The 21026-nt window shown below is 39.0% G+C and carries 20 protein-coding genes; 6 read left to right on the forward strand and 14 right to left on the reverse strand.

Annotated features, from left to right (window positions below; genetic code table 11):
* Positions 1-1227: a response regulator gene (locus tag OA91_RS22400; RefSeq protein ID WP_046017784.1), complete on the forward strand. Its 1227-nt coding sequence runs from the start codon at positions 1-3 to the stop codon at positions 1225-1227.
* Positions 1214-1873, forward strand: coding sequence for a sensor histidine kinase (locus tag OA91_RS22405; RefSeq protein ID WP_046017785.1), 660 nt, complete (start codon positions 1214-1216; stop codon positions 1871-1873). The genes OA91_RS22400 and OA91_RS22405 overlap by 14 nt, the downstream gene beginning before the upstream one ends.
* 20 nt (positions 1874-1893) lie before the next feature.
* Here OA91_RS22405 and OA91_RS22410 read toward each other — a convergent pair whose 3' ends face one another.
* The 4 genes from OA91_RS22410 to OA91_RS22425 all read right to left on the reverse strand — a co-directional run bounded on the left by OA91_RS22410 (position 1894) and on the right by OA91_RS22425 (position 6232).
* Complete coding sequence (locus tag OA91_RS22410) at positions 1894-2580, reverse strand: sensor histidine kinase (RefSeq protein WP_046017786.1); 687 nt, start codon at positions 2578-2580, stop codon at positions 1894-1896.
* A gap of 15 nt (positions 2581-2595) precedes the next feature.
* Positions 2596-4209: a tetratricopeptide repeat-containing response regulator gene (locus tag OA91_RS22415; protein ID WP_063339907.1), complete on the reverse strand. Its 1614-nt coding sequence runs from the start codon at positions 4207-4209 to the stop codon at positions 2596-2598.
* Positions 4210-4319: 110 nt separating this feature from the next.
* Entirely contained in the window at positions 4320-4940 is a 621-nt protein-coding gene (locus tag OA91_RS22420; protein WP_197477859.1) for a GntR family transcriptional regulator, read from the reverse strand.
* Between the two features lie 119 nt (positions 4941-5059).
* A complete protein-coding gene (locus tag OA91_RS22425; RefSeq protein WP_063339909.1) occupies positions 5060-6232 on the reverse strand; it encodes a benzoate/H(+) symporter BenE family transporter in 1173 nt (390 codons plus the stop codon).
* Positions 6233-6498: 266 nt separating this feature from the next.
* On the opposite strand from OA91_RS22425, the gene OA91_RS22430 reads away from it, so the two are divergent.
* From OA91_RS22430 to OA91_RS22445, 4 genes are all read left to right on the forward strand, one after another.
* A complete protein-coding gene (locus OA91_RS22430; protein ID WP_063339910.1) occupies positions 6499-7314 on the forward strand; it encodes an HDOD domain-containing protein in 816 nt (271 codons plus the stop codon).
* A 98-nt stretch (positions 7315-7412) separates the two neighbouring features.
* A complete protein-coding gene (locus OA91_RS22435; RefSeq protein ID WP_082828079.1) occupies positions 7413-8306 on the forward strand; it encodes a DMT family transporter in 894 nt (297 codons plus the stop codon).
* 143 nt (positions 8307-8449) lie between these two features.
* The gene (locus OA91_RS22440) at positions 8450-9172 is read left to right on the forward strand and encodes a response regulator (RefSeq protein WP_063339912.1); all 723 of its coding nucleotides are present in this window, start codon (positions 8450-8452) and stop codon (positions 9170-9172) included.
* Positions 9169-10581, forward strand: a complete 1413-nt coding sequence (locus OA91_RS22445; RefSeq protein ID WP_063339913.1) for an ATP-binding protein — start codon at positions 9169-9171, stop codon at positions 10579-10581. Before OA91_RS22440 ends, OA91_RS22445 begins: the two co-directional genes overlap by 4 nt.
* Here the strand turns inward: OA91_RS22445 and OA91_RS24770 are convergent.
* The 10 genes from OA91_RS24770 to OA91_RS22490 form a co-directional block, all read right to left on the reverse strand.
* Entirely contained in the window at positions 10571-10705 is a 135-nt protein-coding gene (locus tag OA91_RS24770) for a hypothetical protein (RefSeq protein WP_269447928.1), read from the reverse strand. The two genes, OA91_RS22445 and OA91_RS24770, sit on opposite strands and share 11 nt — an antisense overlap.
* Positions 10706-10807: 102 nt before the next feature.
* Entirely contained in the window at positions 10808-11371 is a 564-nt protein-coding gene (locus OA91_RS22450) for a hypothetical protein (RefSeq protein ID WP_063339914.1), read from the reverse strand.
* A gap of 164 nt (positions 11372-11535) precedes the next feature.
* On the reverse strand, positions 11536-12408 hold the full coding sequence (dapA, locus tag OA91_RS22455; RefSeq protein WP_063339915.1) for a 4-hydroxy-tetrahydrodipicolinate synthase: 873 nt from the start codon (positions 12406-12408) through the stop codon (positions 11536-11538).
* 319 nt (positions 12409-12727) lie between these two features.
* Entirely contained in the window at positions 12728-13096 is a 369-nt protein-coding gene (locus tag OA91_RS22460) for a glutathione S-transferase N-terminal domain-containing protein (protein ID WP_063339916.1), read from the reverse strand.
* A gap of 111 nt (positions 13097-13207) precedes the next feature.
* On the reverse strand, positions 13208-13954 hold the full coding sequence (locus OA91_RS22465) for an MBL fold metallo-hydrolase (RefSeq protein ID WP_063339917.1): 747 nt from the start codon (positions 13952-13954) through the stop codon (positions 13208-13210).
* Between the two features lie 183 nt (positions 13955-14137).
* Positions 14138-16066, reverse strand: coding sequence for a molecular chaperone HtpG (gene htpG, locus OA91_RS22470; protein WP_046017799.1), 1929 nt, complete (start codon positions 16064-16066; stop codon positions 14138-14140).
* 210 nt (positions 16067-16276) lie between these two features.
* Positions 16277-17008 carry an O-methyltransferase gene (locus OA91_RS22475; RefSeq protein ID WP_063339918.1) on the reverse strand — a complete coding sequence of 244 codons (732 nt, stop codon included), beginning with the start codon at positions 17006-17008 and terminating at the stop codon, positions 16277-16279.
* On the reverse strand, positions 16998-17726 hold the full coding sequence (locus OA91_RS22480) for a DUF599 domain-containing protein (protein ID WP_046017801.1): 729 nt from the start codon (positions 17724-17726) through the stop codon (positions 16998-17000). Before OA91_RS22480 ends, OA91_RS22475 begins: the two co-directional genes overlap by 11 nt.
* Positions 17727-17884: 158 nt before the next feature.
* Positions 17885-18919, reverse strand: a complete 1035-nt coding sequence (gene pyrC / locus OA91_RS22485) for a dihydroorotase (RefSeq protein ID WP_046017802.1) — start codon at positions 18917-18919, stop codon at positions 17885-17887.
* Positions 18920-19005: 86 nt separating this feature from the next.
* On the reverse strand, positions 19006-20871 hold the full coding sequence (locus OA91_RS22490; RefSeq protein WP_046017803.1) for a DEAD/DEAH box helicase: 1866 nt from the start codon (positions 20869-20871) through the stop codon (positions 19006-19008).
* Between the last annotated feature and the right edge of the window lie 155 nt (positions 20872-21026).

A 21026-nucleotide genomic window follows, 5' to 3' on the forward strand; every position in this document is an offset into this window, starting at 1 on the left:
ATGGCAGAAATTGATTTTTCAAACCAAAGAGCACTTCTCATAGAAGATATGGCTGAAGCCAGAATTTTACAGAAAAAGATGCTAACTGACTTTGGTTTTAAACAAATTGAATTGGCTATGAAGGCCGAGTCTGCCATAGAACTACTAAGGTCCAATACCTACGACGTTGTATTATCAGATTACAACTTAGGCAGTGGTAAAGATGGCCAGCAACTATTAGAAGAAGTACGCCATTCAAACCTCATCCCGAATACTTCTACCTACTTAATGGTTACCGCAGAAACTTCAATTGAAATGGTTATGGGTGCAATTGAATATCAACCTGACGGCTATATTTCCAAACCTTTTTCGCAAGCACTGCTTCAAAGACGATTACTTAAACTCGTAGAGAGCAAGCAAAAACTCTATGAAGTGAACCACGCTCTTGATCAAAAGAAATATGAACAAGCCATAGAGGAAGCCGTTAAGGTCGTTGAAGAACACCCATTTTTAGAATCTAAATGTTCAAGAATTAAAGGTGAATGCTTTTTAGAGCTTAAGCAGTATGACAATGCCATAGATCTATTTCAGACAGCATTAAAAGAACGAAAAATGCCATGGGCACTATTTGGCTTAGCTAAAGCTTATTTCTTTAAAGGTAATTATGAAGAAGCTGAAAGCAGATTTAGACAACTTATGCTTGATAATCGCTTTTTTGTTAATGCGTATGACTGGCTCGCTAAGTGTTTAGTCAAACTAGACAAAAAAGAAGAGGCTCAAGCAACCTTAATTGATGCTGTTGCAAAATCACCGAAAGCTATTTTACGTCAAATAGAATTAGGTGAATTAAGTGCTGAACTTAATGACTTTGAAACCTCAGAAATGTCATTTAGACGAGCTGTTTTCTTAGCAAAACACTCTATATATAGCGATAGTAGTATCTATTTCCAACACCTAAAATCATTTATAGGTATTGCAAAAGAGCATGAATTATCAAACCGACAAGTTGATAATTTTAAAATTACGCTTAAAAAGATCCAAAAGCTATTTGGAGATAATCCCAAGATCAAAAGTGGTGCTTATGAAATTGAAATTGAGTTATTTATTACCCAAGATAAACTGAATCAGGCAAAAAGCGCGCACTTACTCTATAAACAAGATGTAGAGATGGGACTTGCAGCACCAGAATCAGATAGATTTAAAAAGAAACTAGAACCACTATTGGGAGAGTCAAGTGAAGAAAGTTGATATTAGCGTCATACTCGCCAGCTCAATTCACGAAAGTAAGAATGCCGTTGGCAATCTTATGTACCAACTCCAAACATTAAAGTCTGAGTTTGACGGCCCAATAGAGCAAGTCGAAAAGATCAATAACATCGAGGAAGGCCTCAAGCAACTTAACGATGAATGGGTTGAATATTTATACTTATTTAAACTCGCTTCTGATGGCTATGATCTGCAAACTGACACTTTGCAAGTCAGCGAATTTTTAGATGATCAAGTTTTTGTATTAAGTCAGTCAGCAACTGCGAGACATTTAATCCTTAGTTATGAGTGTGATGAATCCCTATTAGCCAACTTTGATGAAAGGCTACTGACATCTGTTATAAGTACAGGCGTATATAACGCATTACGATTTGCTAAAAGTAAAATCCTACTAAAAGCAGAAGTAGTTGATAACTATCTCGTCTTTCAGATTGAAGATGATGGTCCAGGATTTTCTGACACAAATAATGAAGAAGAAAACTTTCTTGATAGCAGCACAGGCCTAGGCCTTTATTTTACCGAGTTATCTGCTCAAGCCCATAGCAACAATGGCAAAGAAGGTTACATAACTAAAACTGACTCGAGCTCCCTTAATGGTGCTTGTTTGAGTATTTATATCCCTCAATAACTACTCACGCCCATGAAGCTTTAAGGTAGCCACACAGCAAAGCGGCTACCACTTAACACACTGTCATTACTTAACGCGACATACCCTGCTCGCCCTCTGTTCTCATGTGATTTAGCAATTTCATTACAATAAAGCCAGCCTAAACCTTGCTCATTGAATTCTTCGCTTTTATCCTGAATTCCCTCTTTAAACCTGTCGAGTATGGTATCAGGGAAACCTCGACTATTATCATCCACTTGGATAAGTATACCGTCATCATGAGAGATAGCTCGGATAATTACTTCGTCTTTAGTGTAACGGCTAGCATTAACCAAAGCCGTTATAATAATTGAGCTGACTAATTCAAAATCAAAATAGGCGCTCATATCTTCACAACATTCAATTTTGACTTTTACATCGCCTATTACGAACAGGCCATTGACACTCAGCACCTGCTCTTCTAAAAATTCATGCACAAAATGCTCTTCCTGCACAATAGGCAAACGCTCATATTGAATACGATACAAGGTATGCAGGTGAAAAAGATTATTCTGTAATCGAGCAACCTCATAATGCATGTTAGAAAAGCTCTGCTTATGCTCATCACTCATACGCTGAGCTAAAGCACCATTTGCCTCAAACGATTGTAGCAACATGGCTAGAGAAGTATTCATGTCCTTTACCGTTGAAGCCATGACATTATGAAACATAGAATCTTTATTATTCACACTCTGTCCTTATAGTTAAGCTTGAAAGTTACGCACTACATAGCTTTTTAAGCTGCGATAACGCTTAAACTGTTTATGTTGTACTGAGATATGCTTAATCCGATCAAGGGAATCAATGCAGATATCGATTAAACTCTGCTGTCTTTCGGTTGTTTCCATTAATTTTAAAGCGGTCTGGACCAAGTTCATATTCAAACCAGGATGAATTGGCGATGATTTTTGTGCTTTTTTGAAAGCAACAATGGCATCTTCATAACGTTTATTTTCATAGAAACTTAAGCCGACTAAGTTATCTTGCTTAGCCTTTAACCTAGCGGTTAATCCGACTGGCTCATCTAGAAATGCATAGGTTTTTGCAACTAGCCTTTTATCAACATCTGGGTCATTTAAAATATGATCAAACATTGCATTTGCAGCGTCATGCTGACCTGTCGCATACAAAACCTTTCCCATTTCTAAAGCTATTTCTGGTGTTAATAAACCTGCATGGTCTTCAATCATGCCGTTAGCCTCTTTCAAAGCGAGATTGGCTTGATCACGCTTACCAAGCGAAGAAAATACCTGACTTTCAATTAGAATTTTATGAAGTTGAGTAGAGGCGTCGTCAGGGAATTTTTTAGTCATTTGATTCAGCATAGAAAAAGCATCTTGCGACTTTTTCCGAGCATCTGCCGATGAATCACCAATAATAGATTCTGAAATCACTTGAGCAGCTTGAAGATATTGATCTGCAGAGGAAAAGTAAGAATTAGCACTTAACTTTAAGGCTTGCTGGCTAGATCTTAAAGCAACATCTAGGTCACCATTAGACAAGCTTAAGTTGACTAATGATTGCTGCCTCGTCATAACTCTTGGAGAGAGCTCGACTGCACTTTCTAAAAAGTCTTGAGCTTGTTCTGAGTCACCTTTTTCTTCTAAATATTGAGCCAACAAGTCAAATGCTTTAATACAGTTTGGAAACTGTGCGACAACCTTGTTTAAATGCACAATAGCATCCAACATTGAGCCTGTTTCTTTCATCGCCTGGGCTTCTAGCACCATAGCCCAATCAAGGTCACGTTTAGATTGAACTAGGTGGCAAAGGCTTTTAGTCTTATCAAACTGTCTAGTTTCAAAAAAAGCTTCGGCCATTTTACGTCGACACCAAGCAGAATAGCGACTTCCTACTTTTATCAGTTGATTACATAGAGTCAAAACAGAAGCGTAATTTTTATCAGCTAAAGCTTTTTTAACCTCGCTCAGTTCGCCATTTTGCTGAACTAACCTTTCAATTCTTTTAACCAAAACAGATTGAGTAAATGGTTTTGTGAGATATTCATCTGGGCCTGCTTCCATAATTCCCATCACGACATCCCGACTTGTTTCAGCGGAAATAATGACAAATAAGGCGGTACTCTTTAAATAACCTAATGACCTAACTTCTTCTAATACTTGCTGACCATTTTTTCCATGGCCCAAATTATAATCACATAAAATAAGGTCAAACTTTTTAGTTTTGCACTCATCTAAAACACCCTTCCCTGTGGCTGTAACATGGATGTTTTCAATTCCGACGGATAATAAAATTTTTCTTATAGACTGACGAGAGTTTTCAAAGTCATCAGCAATGAGTACTTGTAATGCGCGCAATGTTTGAAATTCCACAGTTAATTAATGATTTACGATATATCTTGTATATTTGTTGTATCACTTTTTACATAAGTTTAATTTAGATTTAGACATTTAGCATTATTTTACACTTAGTCACGCAAACAAGTTATGAGCAATTCTCCTGCTTTTTCAATATGAGAACGCAAACATTCTAAAGCCGACTCATATTCTTGGTTTTCCAATAGCTTAAGCATTTCATAATGATCTGATTGGCTTTTTCCATCGTAATCAAGGGGAATGCATTGAAATCCGATATAACGGTCAACTTGAGAATGGAGCTGCTCTACGACTTTAAATAAAGTGGGGCGATTAGCGGCTTCGTAGAGAGTTTTATGAAACAGCCAGTTTAATTCACCTCGTTCAAGCAATGTCAGATCTTTATGATCAAGCGCCTCCAAGTAGTCCTTCGCTTTACCTAAAATAGCATGATTTAAATGAGGAAGAGCCAGCTCTAATAGCATCACCTCTAAAGCTGAACGCATGCGATAAAGGTCTTCTGCTTCATGGCGAACCAAAACAGGGATCATAACACCACATTTACCATGGGGAACAAGCCAGCCTTCAGCTAAAAGTTGCTGCAAGCTATCACGAATAGGAATACGACTTACTTCATAGCGTTTTGCTAAATCCACTTGCTTCAGAGGGACCCCTAAGGGTAAATTTTGGGACCGAATATCAGCCTTTAATTTTGCTAAAACATCTTTACTCAAAAAAATCACCGTGAAAAATATACTTAATTGTATTGTCTAATATTCACAAAAAAGAATTCAAGGCTAAATAAGAACTTTATAAAATTTAACACTCGTTCATATTAGAACATTAAGCCTATTCACCCTTTGAGTTTAGTCATAAAAAGCAAACTCATTACGCCAAAACAAATCCCCCAAAATGCTGATGAAATATCAAAAAACGAAATATCAGACAGAGTAACTAAAAAAGTAATTAAAGCCGCTTCGCGAGTGCTATCTTTCTCTAATGACGCCTTTAAGTTAACGCCTATCGTTGATAATAGAGCAAGGCCTGCAAGAGCAAGAATAAGACTTTGTGGAAATAGGGAAAATATAGCTATTATGCCCGCTCCACCTAACCCTGCTAAGCAATAAAAAACACCAGCGGACAAGCCTGCTATATAGCGTTTCTCAGGCAATTTATGACTTTCTTCCCCCATACATATTGCAGCTGTAATCGCAGCAAGATTAAAGGTAAACCCCCCAAAAGGAGCCAGTACTAAAGTGGTAACACCTGTCCATGAAATAAGGGATGAGGTAGATACATTTAAATTATGTGCCTTTAAAGCAACAATGCCTGGCATGTTTTGCGCAGTCATGGTGACAATAAGTAAGGGAACTGCTACCCCAATTATTGATATAAAACTAAACACAGGTAACTGCCAGACCAACTCACTGGAAAAAGACATACTGGCAGCCGTATCAAATAACTTTGGTTGATCGTAAAAAATCAACAATAAAGCGACAGCAAGCACCATAATAATGGCATATCTAGGCATAAACCGCTTAGCCACTAGATAGGTGACAAGCATAATAAAAACTTGAGTGAATTCACTGGTCATACCATCAAATATTGCAATGGCAAATTGAAATAAGACCCCTGCTAACATAGCGCAAGCAACTTGGTAAGGAATAAGCACCATTAACCGATTAAATAAGCCGGAGATACCAACAAATAATATCAATGCCCCTGTGACAACAAAAACACCAATCGCTTCTGCATAGGATACGCCTTGTAAACTAGTTACTAAAAGCGCAGCTCCAGGTGTAGACCATGCTGTAATAATTGGTTTTTTGTAATACCAAGATAAGGCAAAACAGCTCGCCCCCATACCTAAGCCAAGTGCCGTGATCCATGAGGTTAGCTGGCTAGTATTAGCACCACTTGCTTGAGCAGCCTGAATAACAATGGTTACAGAGCTTGCAAACCCAACAAGAACAGCCACGAAGCCAGCAACAATAGCACTCAAACTCAAATCATTTTTAATAGACATGACTTCTCCAATTAAAAGGCGAATGGGAATAATGTCATAACAATTTAAATATGTATACATTTTTAAATTATGATTATTTTTATGTGCTATGATTGATCACTAAAAATAGATAGCTTTAAGCAAGCCGCATTACTAAAAAACCAATACAAAGATCAAAATTTACAATTTGCTTTTAAACACAGCTCTTTTATTTACTTAAAACTAAAGCCATACTGCCTGAACCATCTTTGATTATTCTCTGACTTAACGCTTAAAAAGGGTCACCAATGGAAGTAAAAGATTTATTACAACAGACAGACAAGCTACCCAATGTACCTGATGTCGTTCGTGAACTTATTATTGCTTTAAAAGACCCTGATGCAGATTACAACGCCATTGCGGCAAAAGTTGGTCAAGATCAAACCCTCTCTTTGAAAATCCTAAGACTCGTTAATTCTGCTCATTTTGGCCTTTCCAGAAAAGTATCTTCAATTGACGAAGCAGTTGTACTTTTAGGTATGGATAAATTAAATACACTTGTTATCGCTTCAGGCTTGGCTAACTCGGCAGTAAATGTTGACGGACTTGATTTAAAGCTGTTTTGGCGAGATTCTTTTATGGTTGCAACAATTGCATCATGGCTAGCCCAGAGAACAGAAGAAGTTGAAGAAGATATCGCTTTTACAGCTGGGATTATTTACAACATAGGACGCCTTTTATTGCACTTAGCAGCCCCCAAAGATGCCATGGAAATTCAAAGCCTTGTTAAAGACAAAAAAGCCTCGCGCATTGCAGCTGAAATGGAGCGCTTAAGCTTTACTACCCAAGACGCCGGTAAAGCATTATTAGACTTATGGAAGTTTCCAAGTGAACTAGGGCTTGCCATTCAGCAATATAAAAGACCGCTCGGCTATGAAGAGCCAACCCCCTTAAGCGCTATTTTAAACCTTGCTAATTATTTAAACGGTGCTAAATCGAGTGATAGAAGCGTGGAAGATATTAAGCAGTTTATCCCTAAGAAAGTCATGCAACTCGCTGGTATTCCTTTAGAAATAATAGATAAATTAGATGAAGCTCTTGTGCTAGAAACAGGGCTTGAGTAATAGCTATTAAATACTATCAAGCCAGACAAGCAATGATTGGAAGCAAAAGCGAGATAAAGGTATGATGCCAACACTTTAACAATAATTAGGGATAAAGCGTGGCATATTCACACACACCCATACAAGGTGCTTCATGGATGGTTATTGCAGGTCTAGCATTTGCCATAGTAAATAGCCTTGCACAATATTTAAGTATTCACTTTCAGATAGCATCAACGACCGTCGCTTTTATTCAATATGGCATTGCCTTTATAGTCATACTACCTTGGCTAAAAAGCCTTGGACTTAAACAAGCCCTCAAAACCAACAAACTTGGCTGGCATATAACACGGGTGTTCTTTTCTGTCATCGGCATTCAATTATGGCTTTGGGCTCTTGCCTATCCTATTCCGATTTGGCAAGGCATCGCTCTATTAATGACATCGCCTCTTTTTGCAACATTAGGTTCAGGTATTTTCTTAAAAGAAAAAGTTGGTTTAGCTAGAAGCTTCGCAACTCTTGCTGGCTTTTTTGGCGCCATGCTTATTCTAGAACCTTGGAGTGATGACTTTACTCTCGCATCTCTTCTTCCTGTTGGCGCCGCCTTCTTTTGGGCAATTTATTCTTTGATGGTCAAAAAGCTATCAAGTGACGACTCACCTACCACCATGGTTGTCTACCTATTAGTTCTAATTAGCCCCTTTAACCTATTATTGGCCTTACCAGAATGGAGTATGCCTACAGGCTCATTTACTTGGACCTTATTATTAGCCGCAGGTATTTTTACCGCATTAGCACAATGGGCAATCGTTAAAGCTTACTCAATAGCTGATGCCTCATTTGTACAGCCTTTTGACCATGTAAAACTCCCACTTAATGTACTCGCAGGCTGGCTGGTATTTGGATGGGTTCCACCTGGCAGGCTTTGGTTAGGCGCTTTCATTATTATTCTTGCCATTGCTTTTATCACCCATTATGAAGGCAAGATAAAACCACAACAAAACGCCGCATAAGACAAAACTAGATACATCTTGCCCTCAATTGTCGCAAGATGTATCAAATCCTTTCTTGAACTAACTTTATTACATCCAACTATCTACTCTGTTAAAGCAAATCTCTATAATAGTCATCTTAATTAAATTTTTAGGTTTGTTTTATGAGCGATGTTATTCGAGTCTTAGTTGTTGATGATCACTTAGAAATCAGAACTCTACTCGCAGAATATTTACATAAACATGGTTTGCGTGTTGAAACCGCAGACGGTGGAGAAAGTATGCGTCAACAGTTAAGTAAAAGCAGCTTTGACGTCATCGTTTTAGACCTAATGATGCCTGGAGAAGATGGCCTGACCTTGTGTAGAAAAATTAGAGAGAAGTCCTCTATTCCTGTCATTATGCTTACAGCAATGGGTGAAGAAGCAGATAGAATAGTTGGCATTGAAATGGGGGCAGATGACTATATTACCAAACCCTTTAGTGCCCGTGAGCTTCTTGCTCGTATCAAAGCATTAGTAAAACGCTCTCAAAGCATGCCCTATCAAGGAGAGAATCAGCAACAAGCTAGACAGTTTAGCTTTTTAAATTGGCGTTTAAACTCCATTAAAAGAGAGTTAATAGGCCAAGACGGTCAAGTGATCCCTTTAAGTAGTGCTGAATTTAGATTACTCACTGTATTTTTAGAAAACCCAAAACATGTTCTCAGCAGGGATCAGCTAACAGAGATGACTAAAGGCCATGCTGCTGGTGTATTTGATAGAAGTATTGATAACCAAATTAGCCGTCTTAGAAAGAAAATAGAGCCAGACCCCAAAGTACCAGAAATCCTTAAAACAGTATGGGGTGGAGGCTACATCTTCACTGAAGAGGTTGTAAAAACGTGAGTTTTATAAAGAAATTAACCATTACCAATTTTCTACACAAACTGTACCCACGCAGTTTAGCTAGCCAATTTATTTGGCTGCTTTTAATCGCCTTACTATTAAGCCAAGTCTTAACAGGCTTTATTTTAATTAATGAAAGAAAAGAAGCCCTCACAGTACTCAATCGCAAAGGCAACTTTAGCCGTATTATATCAACCGTACGAGTTCTAGAAGAAAGCCCGAAAGAACTACACAAAAAAATTCTACACGCTGTCAGCTCTGAGAATATTTACTATTGGTTCGCTAAACCAGAGCAAAGTAAGATTTTGAAAAGTGCCCCCTTAGACCAGCAGCTGATCGAAAAATTCAAACGCTTTGGCATCAACAATTTGCTAGTTTTAGAAAGTAATAAAAAACCAAATTTTGAACACAAAGAGTATTATTCAAAAAAAACAAATGGCAACAGAAAAAATAATCGTCACTCAGAATATAAATCCTTCGAGTGGAGTCAAATTGCTATCCAATTAAAAGATGGTCGCTGGCTCAATGTCGCCAGTCGATTTCATATCAGCCCACCATTATGGCCATTAGCAAATGTCATTTCGATTTCAATCACAGCTGCTTTTTTAACCTTTATCGCTATCTTTATGATTCGACGTATTACCAAGCCTCTCGCTAAGTTGACTAAAGCGGCAAAGGAATTAGGTTGCGGAGAGTCGGTTGAACCACTAAAAGAAGCGGGCCCTGAAGATATCAAAACAGCAGCTATTGCTTTTAACCAAATGAATAGCAGACTACAAAGGTACATTTCTGATCGAACTAATATGCTTGCAGCCGTCTCTCACGATCTCAGAACCCCAATTACAACCTTAAGGCTCAGAACAGAACTAATGGATGAAGGACCAACCCAAGAAGCCTTTCTGAATACACTTAATGAGATGCAGTCCATTACAGACTCAACACTGTCTTTTATTAGAGAAGAGCAATCAACAGAACCCAGTCAACTCATAGATATTAACGCCTTACTAGATGCAATTTGCCAAGATCTACTTATTCAGAAAAAAGAAGCACATCTAGCACCTTCGCAAGCTTGCTTCTATAAATGCCGACCTGTCGCTTTAAAAAGAGCATTTTGCAACTTGATTGAAAATGCTATTAGGTACGGTTTTAAAGCTGAAATTGAATTAATAAAACATGATTCTCATGTCAGCATATTTGTTCGTGATGAAGGCCCTGGTATAGAAGAAAACCAGTTAGAAGAAGTCTTTAAGCCCTTTGTTAGATTAGATAAAAGCAGACAACAAACGGGAGGAACTGGATTAGGTTTAGCGATAACTCGCTCTATCATACAAAATCATGGTGGGAAGATTAAACTCGTTAATAACCAAGATAAAGGCCTTACTGCTGAAATTAGCTTACCTATCGTTTAACAGGTACAACCACAACCTTTGCAACTGGCTTGTGATGACCCACGTGGCCTTTTTTCACAACTCGTGCACAACCTGTTACTAACAGGAGACTGCCTATCATCAAAAACACAGTAACTAACTTCATTATCACTCACCTTAAAATAAAAAATGAGCATAAAAAAAGTCGCTGGCGATCACCAGCGACTTTTCATAAGTCTTTCACTTCTAACGATTTATAAACAAAATATTAGAAGTTGTAACGGAAATTAGCGAAAGCTGTATTGATATCGTTTTCGTTAAAGTCCATGTACTCATAACCTACACCAAAAGAAAGCTGAGGCGCTGGGTAGTAACGAGCAGCAAGTAAATAACCCATACCAGACTCATCAAACACATCATGGTATTTCAAACGGCCATCAATACCAACATGGCTAGTCAACTGGTTACGTAAACCTATATCAATCTGGAAACCAGACTCATCAACAGTACCAATTTCGGAGTTAGCAATACGAACTGCACCGTATAGATCTGTTGTACTACCTGTTGCAGTAAATGCACCAACACCAAACTGAAGAGTTTCAGCATCTGCCGCATCAAACTCGTAAGTTGTCGACTCTAAACTGAAAAACAAGGCGTCTTGGAAAATAAAACTACCAGAAATGGAAGAATAATCCCCAGTAGACGAATCAATGTCACTGCTATCAGCTTTACCAATTGCAAGATCAACAAAGTTATAACTAAAATCTGAAGCATAAAGGTTAGTAGATAACCCTAATGCCATTGCCAAACCGGCTACTTTAAACTTATTCATTACACGCTCCATTTGCCATGCGCTAGTTTTAAAACAAAACTATTGTCGGTGAATTGTAACTTCTATACAAACTATAACGACTCAAAATTACAAAAGTTTAGTACTAATTAATAAAATATTAGTTTAATTAGCAAATTCTAATCTTTTATTCACCGAGTATGTATCTAAAGTAAGTTGAGAGCCTGCATAGCCGCTTTAATTCTTTCTTTGCTGTCAGCTTGTAAAGGGACAATTGGTAACCTTACATCTTCTTGGCACAAGCCGATTAAAGACATTGCATATTTGATCCCTGCGGGACTTGGCTCAACAAACAAAGATTGATGCAAAGGCACTAGCTTTTCATGTACCGTCTGCGCTTTAACATAATCACCTTGTAAACATGCCTGCTGCAATTCGAAGCATAGCTTAGGAGCAACGTTTGAAGTCACAGAAATACAACCATTACCACCAACTGAGTTGTAAGCAATAGCAGTGAGATCTTCCCCTGATAAATAGCTGAATTCACTACCGATTAAATGCTTTTCGATGCTTGGTCTCGCTAAGTCACCCGTCGCATCTTTTACCCCAACAACTCTTGGCAATTCAGCTAATCGCAACATGGTTTCTGGCTGAATATCAACAATTGCCCTAGGTGGAATATTATAAATAATCATTGGCAATTCAGTAGCGTCATGCAAATACTTAAAGTGCTGATATAAACCTTCTTGCGATGGACGATTATAATAACCCGCCACACACAAGATACCATCCGCACCAGATTGCTCAGCAGCTTTAGCAAAGGCTAATGCTTCAACAGGGTTATTTGAACCAGCACCAGCAATAACAGGCACACGCCCTGCACTTTCTTCAACCACAACTTGAATAACGCGTTTATGCTCTTCTTCAGTTACCGTTGGTGACTCGCCCGTTGTGCCAACAGGCACCAGACCATGTGTACCATTCTCAATTTGAAAATTAACATTATGGCGTAACGCCACTTCATCTAATTCGCCGTTTTTAAATGGGGTAACCATTGCAGTATAGGAACCGCTGAACATAACCTACTCCTTACCAGTATTTTTAAACCAAAAAAAAGCCCAGACGCGTTCGGCGACTGGGCTTTGGGTATGTATTTTATGACTAATTACAAACCTCAACCAGAGCCGCTAGAAAGCTAGGTTTCTTTGCGTTGCTTGGTTTTAATGAAATTAGTCGTTTAGACATTTTAAGAATCTCTTTTGATTGCGTTATCAGTGTTACTAAACATAACAGGCTAGCAAAATAGGTCAAGCAAATTTTCAGTTTCATGACTAAAGTAAATGTCAGAATGTGAACTTGGTTAAACTTAATCACCAGTCAGAAGCAAGGTAATACTAATTAAGTAGCAAAATTGTCTGTCAGATATTGATTGATTGCTTTTGACTCATAAAGCCAAGTGTCTTGCCCTTGCTTAACTATACGTAAACAAGGTACTTGAATTTTTCCACCTTGCTCTAATAGCTGCTGCCTATCATTCGCATTATTTTTGGCATCTTTAAGCTCAATAGGTAAATTAAGCTTATGCATAGTACGTCGCGTCTTCACACAAAACGGGCATGCCTTAAACTGATATAACGACAGACTTTGCGCTTCTTGCTCCACTTTTGACTGCTCCTCAGAGCTGCGCTTCATTTTCGCGGGGCGAGTAACCCAATCAACAAATATTATGATTTGGCCTAAGCCATTACGTAAAAGCTTAATAAGCATCTTGATAAAACCCTGTTTGTATAAATTCAGAGCAGAATTTTACCCTATTTTGAAATTCATCATAGCCTTAACTAAAGCTCCCTCATCAGATAAAGCAAAAAACTATTATTTTTATTTATGAAACACTTTTTTAATAAAGGCTTTCACCGTTCGTAGATGCGTTTTAGGCACATTTGGCGCTAAAGCTATCAAATGGTCATATTCATCTTTAGTTGGTTTAACCAGGCCACCATGAGCAAGCGCTAATGTCGCAGGGTTAAGGCTTACAATCTTTTGCAATGAAGCCTTATATCGATTTGGATAAAAAACTGGGAAAGGAGGAATGTAGCGCCCTTTTACTTTAACCATTAAATCTGCCACATAGACCCTATCGCTAGGAAGGTGATGTAAAGACAAATCCCTATCCGTATGTCCTTGCGTTTCAATCGCCTTCCAATCAGTAAACCCAGGCAAAAGATCTCCGTCTTCTAATTGATAGTCGGCATAAAGTTTACTTGGATAACGAATGCTTCTATTCGGTTTTTTAAGCCTATGAGCAACCCACTTTGCTAAAAGAATATCTGTCAAATGCATCAACTTACCATTAATACCAGCATACCACTGCCCCGATACACCAGACGCTGCCACTTTACAGCCAGTCAAAGATTTTAGTTTATGCACAGCGCCTGCATGATCTGGGTGCATATGAGTCACTACAACAAGTTTTAAATCAGTTAAAGGTCTAGCCAGGCCATTGCAAATAAAGCGTTTTAGCATGGGAATATCTGCCCGACTACAGCCATCAAGCAAGAGTAACTTGTCTGAATATTCTGCTAGATAGACAGATTGGATATAGCCTTGAAGGTGATGCAGCTTCATATATTCATGCCTAATAATTAATAAGGTGTGAAAGATATTAAACACACTGACATAAAGCAAACAAGTATCATATAAAAAATTAATTCAAATAAGTTATATCACACTCAAACATAATAAAACTCTTTCCATAAAAAAACCCTGCTTAGCAAACTAAGCAGGGTTTTGATGTTCGAACAAATTAGCTTATTGGCTTAGTTGCACAATTAACTTATTCATACGGCTAACAAATGTCGCAGGATCTTCTAATTGACCACCTTCAGACAAGGTAGCTTGCTCAAACAACAGCCAAGTCATATCAGCAAAGCGCTCATCATCAGATTCAGCATCCATTTTAACAACAATTGGGTGCTCAGGATTAATTTCTAATGTTGGCTTAGAGTCAGGTAATTGTTGACCAGCTTGCTCTAACAAACGACGCATTTGCAAGCCCATGTCATGCTCACCTACTACTAAGCATGCAGGAGAGTTAGTCAAACGGTCTGTTGAGTTAACTTCTGCAACTTGCTCAGAAAGCACAGTTTTCATACGATCCAGTAAAGGTTTAAGCTGCTCAGCTTGCTCTTCCTTCTGCTTTTTCGTTTCTTCTGTTTCTTCTTCAGCAATATCTAACTTGCCTTTAGTAACATCTTGGAAAGATTTACCTTCAAACTCATTTAGAGAAGACATCATCCACTCATCAATACGATCAGAAAGAAGCAAGACTTCTAAGCCTTTCTTACGCAAGATTTCTAAATGAGGGCTATTTTTCGCCGTATTATGGTTTTCAGCATAGATGTAATAAATCTTATCTTGGCCTTCACCCATACGCGCAACATAATCAGCTAAAGACTGATCCTGTTTTTCAGTATCTGTATGAGTCGAGCTAAAGCGCAACAAAGCTGCCACTTTATCTTTATTACCCATATCATCTGCTGGACCTTCTTTTAGGACATTACCAAACTCATCCCAGAACGCCTGGTATTGCTCAGGCTCTTTTTTGGCCATCTTAGCCAGCATATCTAGAACACGCTTAGTCAAAGCGGAACGCATAGAATCAACAGCATGATCATTTTGTAAAATTTCACGTGATACATTCAAAGACAAGTCATTTGAGTCAACCACACCTTTTACAAAGCGCATATAGGGTGGCAAGAAAGCTTCAGCTTCATCCATGATGAAAACGCGTTGAACGTAAAGCTTAAGGCCACGCTGCATATCACGATTCCAAAGATCATGAGGCGCTTTACTTGGAATATATAGCAAGCTTGTATATTCCAACTTACCTTCAACTTTGTTATGAGACCATTTCAGAGCATCTGTATAGTCATGTGATACATGCTTATAAAACTCTTGGTATTCTTCATCAGATACTTCTGAGCGAGAACGAGTCCATAATGCTTTCGCCGAGTTAACTGCTTCAAATTCAACCGCTTTGTTCTCATCAACAGGCTTAGGGTTACCCTCTTCATCAAATTCAGGATAAGCCACTTTTTCCATTTCTACTGGAATAGAAATGTGGTCAGAGTATTTAGTAACAAGTGTACGTAAACGGAAGTTATCAGCAAAATCAGCTTCGTCAGCTTTTAAATGCAAGATAATACGTGTACCACGACTAGCCTTTTCAATGGTTTCAATTGTAAATTCACCTGAACCATCAGAAACCCAACGTACAGCTTCGTTTTCAGCCGCTGCAGCATAACGAGTTTCAACAGTAACCTTATCTGCCACGATGAAAGAAGAGTAGAAACCAACACCAAATTGACCAATTAGCTGGCTGTCTTTTTTCTCGTCACCACTTAGCTTTTCTAGGAACTGAGCCGTACCAGACTTAGCAATAGTACCCAAGTTGTTAATGGCATCATCACGTGTCATACCAATACCGTTATCATCAATAACAACAGTATTAGTTTCTTTATCAAACTCAACACGTATACGCAGCTCTGTATCTTGAGCTAATAGCTCAGCATTAGAAACGGACTCAAAGCGAAGCTTATCAACAGCATCAGAAGCATTTGAGACAAGTTCACGAAGAAATATTTCTTTGTTTGAGTACAAAGAGTGAATCATCAAATGCAAAAGTTGTTTTACTTCTGTTTGAAAGCCTAACGTTTCTTTTTGTGTTTCAGTTGTCATATGACAAGTCGCTCCTAACGATTTGAATTCACTAAATAAATTCTTATTAATTCAAAAAATAGTGCAATTACATAATTGCTATCTTGATACTTTAGATAGAGACGTTGAAAAGGATTTCAAGGACAAGAATGAAAAAAAGATAAATTGAATGAGGAAAACAAATATTTAAGCTGTAAAGAAGAAAGGCAAGCCCCTTTCCCCTTAGTAAAGTCAGTCTTTTTTGCGAATTAAACTTAGCCCATCACCAATCGGAATGAGACTAACATCCACCTCATCATCTTGCATGATAAAGTCATTAAGCTTACGAACATATTGGGTATTTTTATCATCAAATTCTGCCTTAGCAACATTCCCCCACCAAAGCGTATTATCAATAGCAATACAACCACTTGGATTCAACATTGCTTTTGCCTGTTGATAATAAGTCAGCTGGTTCGCTTTATCGGCATCGATAAAGACAAAGTCAAATGTCTCACCCGCTTGTATCAAAGATACCATACTATCCATAGCATCTCCTAAACGAGTTTCTAACCTAGTACTTAAACCTGCTTTTTCGATATATGAATTAGCAACATCCAACCACATAGATTTCTTTTCCAATGCCAACATACTAGCATCACCTGACATGGCCATGCCGATACACAAGGTGCTGTAACCAGTAAAAACGCCTATCTCTAAAATACGTTTAGGATTTTGCATTTTTACCAAGAGAGATAAAAGCTGACCTGTCTCAGGAGATATTTGCATTCTCGCCATATGATACAAAGAGGTCTCAGCTCTTATATCTTTTAGAATTGGGTGCTCTTTAACTGAAGATTTCAGTAAGTAACGATAAACATCATCATCAACTGCAACCGTTCTGTTTACGGGCTCCTGATCAAAACCGCCTAAAAAATCAGCCTTTTCTTTTTCCGATAAACGCTCAGGTAATTTAGGTAGCATCTTTCACTGACAACCCACGGTTAAGCGTTTTAAACGTTTTTGAACGAAACTCTCGACGATATAGAATCGCGATCACAATAAGAATACTTATCAAGCAAAAGTAAGGCCCGAGAAACCAGCCAGCAAACGCTAGAGCAAAGTAAAAGGCACGCAAGCCATAATTAAATTGATTAGCAGCAAGACTACACACTTTGGCCATGTGTTGAGCATAATGCTCCCTCTCCTCTTCAGACACTCCTCTATCAGTTGCTAATGGGGAGCTACCCACCAAAACAGAACAGAAATTATATTGCCTAACCGACCAAGTAAAAGTAAAAAAGGCATAAGTAAAGATAAGGATAAGGACAATGACTTTAAGCTCCCACTCTTGCTGGGAGTTTGGGCTCAACAATTTAAAGTCAGCAATGATACCAAGCGCTTTTTCCGAATAGTTAAATGCTGTAAAAAGACCCGCGATAATCAACAATGAGCTAGATGCAAAAAACAAACTGCTACGCTCAAGGTTAGCCATGATTGAAGCATCCGTAATACGGTTGTCTCGCTTTAATAAACGCTGCATCCAAGCAACACGAAACTGATGCAGTACACTCACCAAGCAATCTGAATGCTTAGATTGGTACTGAGCAAAAATGCTATAACCTATCCAACCTGCAAAAAAAGCAAACAGGGTAAATACATCTAGGTGGGTAATCATGAGCGCAGGTTCTTCTGGTCGCATACAAGTCTCTTTCAGTCTTTAAACACAATTCACTAACTATTTTTAACAAGCTCAGATTATCAAGATACAATGACATTATTAGTATCTTAAAGAAATCATGCCTAAAAAAGCAGATTGTAAAAACAAGCTGCTTTTCACAATAGGGCTAACCTCTCAAATTAAGCCTTTAATTTCCAGTTTACAGTCTGACCAGCAAAGAAAGGCACGATAGGGTTACCGTTTGGCAAAATAATTTGTTCAGGAACCTGCCAGTCTTCTTTAACAAGCGTCACTGTTTCAGTATTTCTCGCTAAACCATAAAAGTCTGGTCCATTCTTACTCGCAAATGCCTCTAAATGCTCGAGTGCGCCAAGATCATCAAAAACTTGTGTATAAAGTTCTAAGGCAGACCAGGCACTATAACAACCAGCACAACCACACGCAGACTCTTTACGATGCTGCTCATGAGGCGCTGAATCTGTCCCCAAAAAGAACTTCTTCGAACCAGAAGCAACAGCAGCCTGCAGACCTTTTTGATGAGTATTTCTTTTCAAAATTGGTAAACAGTAATTATGCGGTTTAATTCCACCATCAAGCATATCATTACGATTTAGCAGCAAATGTTGAGGTGTGATTGTAGCGGCTACATTATCATGCGCTCCAGCGACAAACTCAGCCGCATCTGCTGTTGTAATATGCTCAAAAACCACTCTTAACTGTGGGATTTTTTCAACTACAGCAGCCATATATTGATCGATAAATGCTTTTTCACGATCAAAGATGTCTATGTGCTTATGTGTCACTTCACCATGTACTAAGAGCAATAAGTCTTGTTTTGCCAACTCTTCAAACACAGGGTATAAAGCATCAAACGCACTAACACCAGCATCCGAGTTAGTTGTTGCACCAGCTGGATACAACTTTGCAGCAACAACACCTGCCTCTTTCGCTAAACGAATATCTTCTGCAGTTGTTTTATCGGTTAAATAAATCGTCATAAGTGGCTCAAAGTCACTTCCTACAGGACGTGCTGCCAAAATACGATCGCGATAAGCAATAGCCAACTCACCATTTATTACTGGCGGTACAAGATTTGGCATAACAATAGCGCGAGAAAAGCAGCGTGCTGTTGCAGGTACAGTTTCATTCAACATATCGCCATCTCTGAAATGTAGATGCCAATCATCAGGTTTTAAAATAGTGATTTGATTCATACTCTGCCCTTTACTACTACAAGATTTATTTAAACAAATTTTAGCTAAAAAAAAGACCGCAATAGCGGCCTTTTCTCAACTCCAAATTAGGAGTTATTATCACGACGAGGACGATCCCCATCACGGCGTGGACGGTCACCGTCACGACGTGGACGACGATCACCATCACGACGCGGACGACGATCACCATCACGACGTGGGCGACGATCACCATCACGACGAGGACGACGGTCACCAGCAGGTCGCTGAGGTAACTTATCCAGTGATTCAAGCACGCTAACTTCAGCACGTTGACCACAAATACGCGTTTTAGCAAGCTTCTCTACTGAATCTTGCTTCATTTCAGCAGGAAGATCGACTGTCGCATAGTCTTCATAAATTTCAATGTGGCCAATGTAGCGACTTTCGATGTCTGCTTCATTTGCAATCGCACCAACAATGTTACCCGGCTTAACACCATCACGATAACCAACACTTAAGATGTAACGAGTCATCTTAGTCTCAGGGCTATCCTTAAGTGGCATAGGCTCAAGTGTTAATGGACGTTGCTTACGCGGCTCACGATCAGAGCGCTCACGACGATCGTTACGCTCGTCATTACGCTCACGGCGCTCTTGACGCACTTCCATTTCAGAAAGTAGTAACGGAGTCTTACCTTGTGCCATGTGAGCAAGCGCAGCAGCAACTTTAAGCGGCTCAGCTTCATGCTCTTTCTGATAGCTTTCAGCTAGTTCGATAAAGAAGTCTAGATCAGCATTATCTAAAGTATCTGTAATACGCTGCTTAAAGCGATTAACACGCTGGGTATTAATATCAGATGCTGTTGGTAGCTGCATACGCTCAATTGGCTGGCGAGTTGCGCGCTCAATGGCTTGCAACATACGACGTTCACGGTGAGCTACAAATAAGATAGCTGTACCTGTACGTCCAGCACGGCCAGTACGACCAATACGGTGAACATAAGATTCTGTATCGTAAGGGATATCATAGTTAACAACATGGCTAATACGATCGATATCTAGACCACGAGCAACAACATCGGTTGCAACTAGGATATCGATTTGACCACGTTTAATACGCTCAACTGTACGCTCACGTAAATTCTGGCTAATGTCACCATTTAAGGCTTCACAAGCATGACCACGAGCAGTCAACTTTTCAGCAAGCTCAACAGTTGCAGCCTTGGTACGAACAAAGATGATCATGCCGTCGTGTTCTGACATTTCTAAAATACGTGTTAACGCATCTAGTTTATGTAGACCACTTACTTGCCAATATTTCTGTTCGATCGAAGTATTTGTTGCTGTTTTAGTAACAATCTTTACTTCTTTTGGATTATTCAAATGACGGTTAGCCACTTGGCGAATAACAGAAGGCATAGTTGCAGAGAACAAAGCGATTTGACGCTGCTCTGGTGTATGCTCCAAGATCCATTCAACATCATCAATAAAACCCATACGAAGCATTTCATCCGCTTCATCAAGCACAAGTGCTTGTAAAGAATCTAGCTTCAATGTCTTACGACGAATATGATCCATAACACGGCCAGGTGTACCTACAACAACTTGCACACCACGTCTTAGTTGACGAAGTTGCGTATCGTAAGACATACCACCGTAAATTGGCAAAACATGGAAATCAGGAATATTACGAGCATATGTTTGAAATGCTTCAGAAACCTGAATAGCCAGCTCACGTGTTGGTGCTAGAACCAATAATTGAGTGTTTTTATCTTTTGGGTTAATTCTCGATAACAACGGTAGCGCAAAAGCCGCTGTTTTACCTGTACCTGTCTGCGCTTGCCCTAAAAGGTCGTGACCTTCTAACAAATGAGGAATACTTTGCGCTTGGATAGGTGATGGTTGTTCGTAGCCTTGATCGACTACGGCTTTTAAGACATTGGCATCTAAGCCCAATGAAGCAAAAGTAGGCTGAATATCAGCGTCAGACATGTATGTGAATACCTTTAGTTTTGGTGGGGGCAACTAGGTTGACCATAATGAATCCGGCCGTCCGCAGGACTATATCGGAAATCAAAATAGTTAAGTTGCAAATATCCGGGGAAATTCTGCGGCGCATTGTATACCAACTAAACAATGATAGCTAG

Origin of the sequence: Marinomonas sp. SBI8L, from assembly GCF_001624705.1 — a bacterium.
In the GTDB taxonomy this organism is placed as follows: domain Bacteria; phylum Pseudomonadota; class Gammaproteobacteria; order Pseudomonadales; family Marinomonadaceae; genus Marinomonas.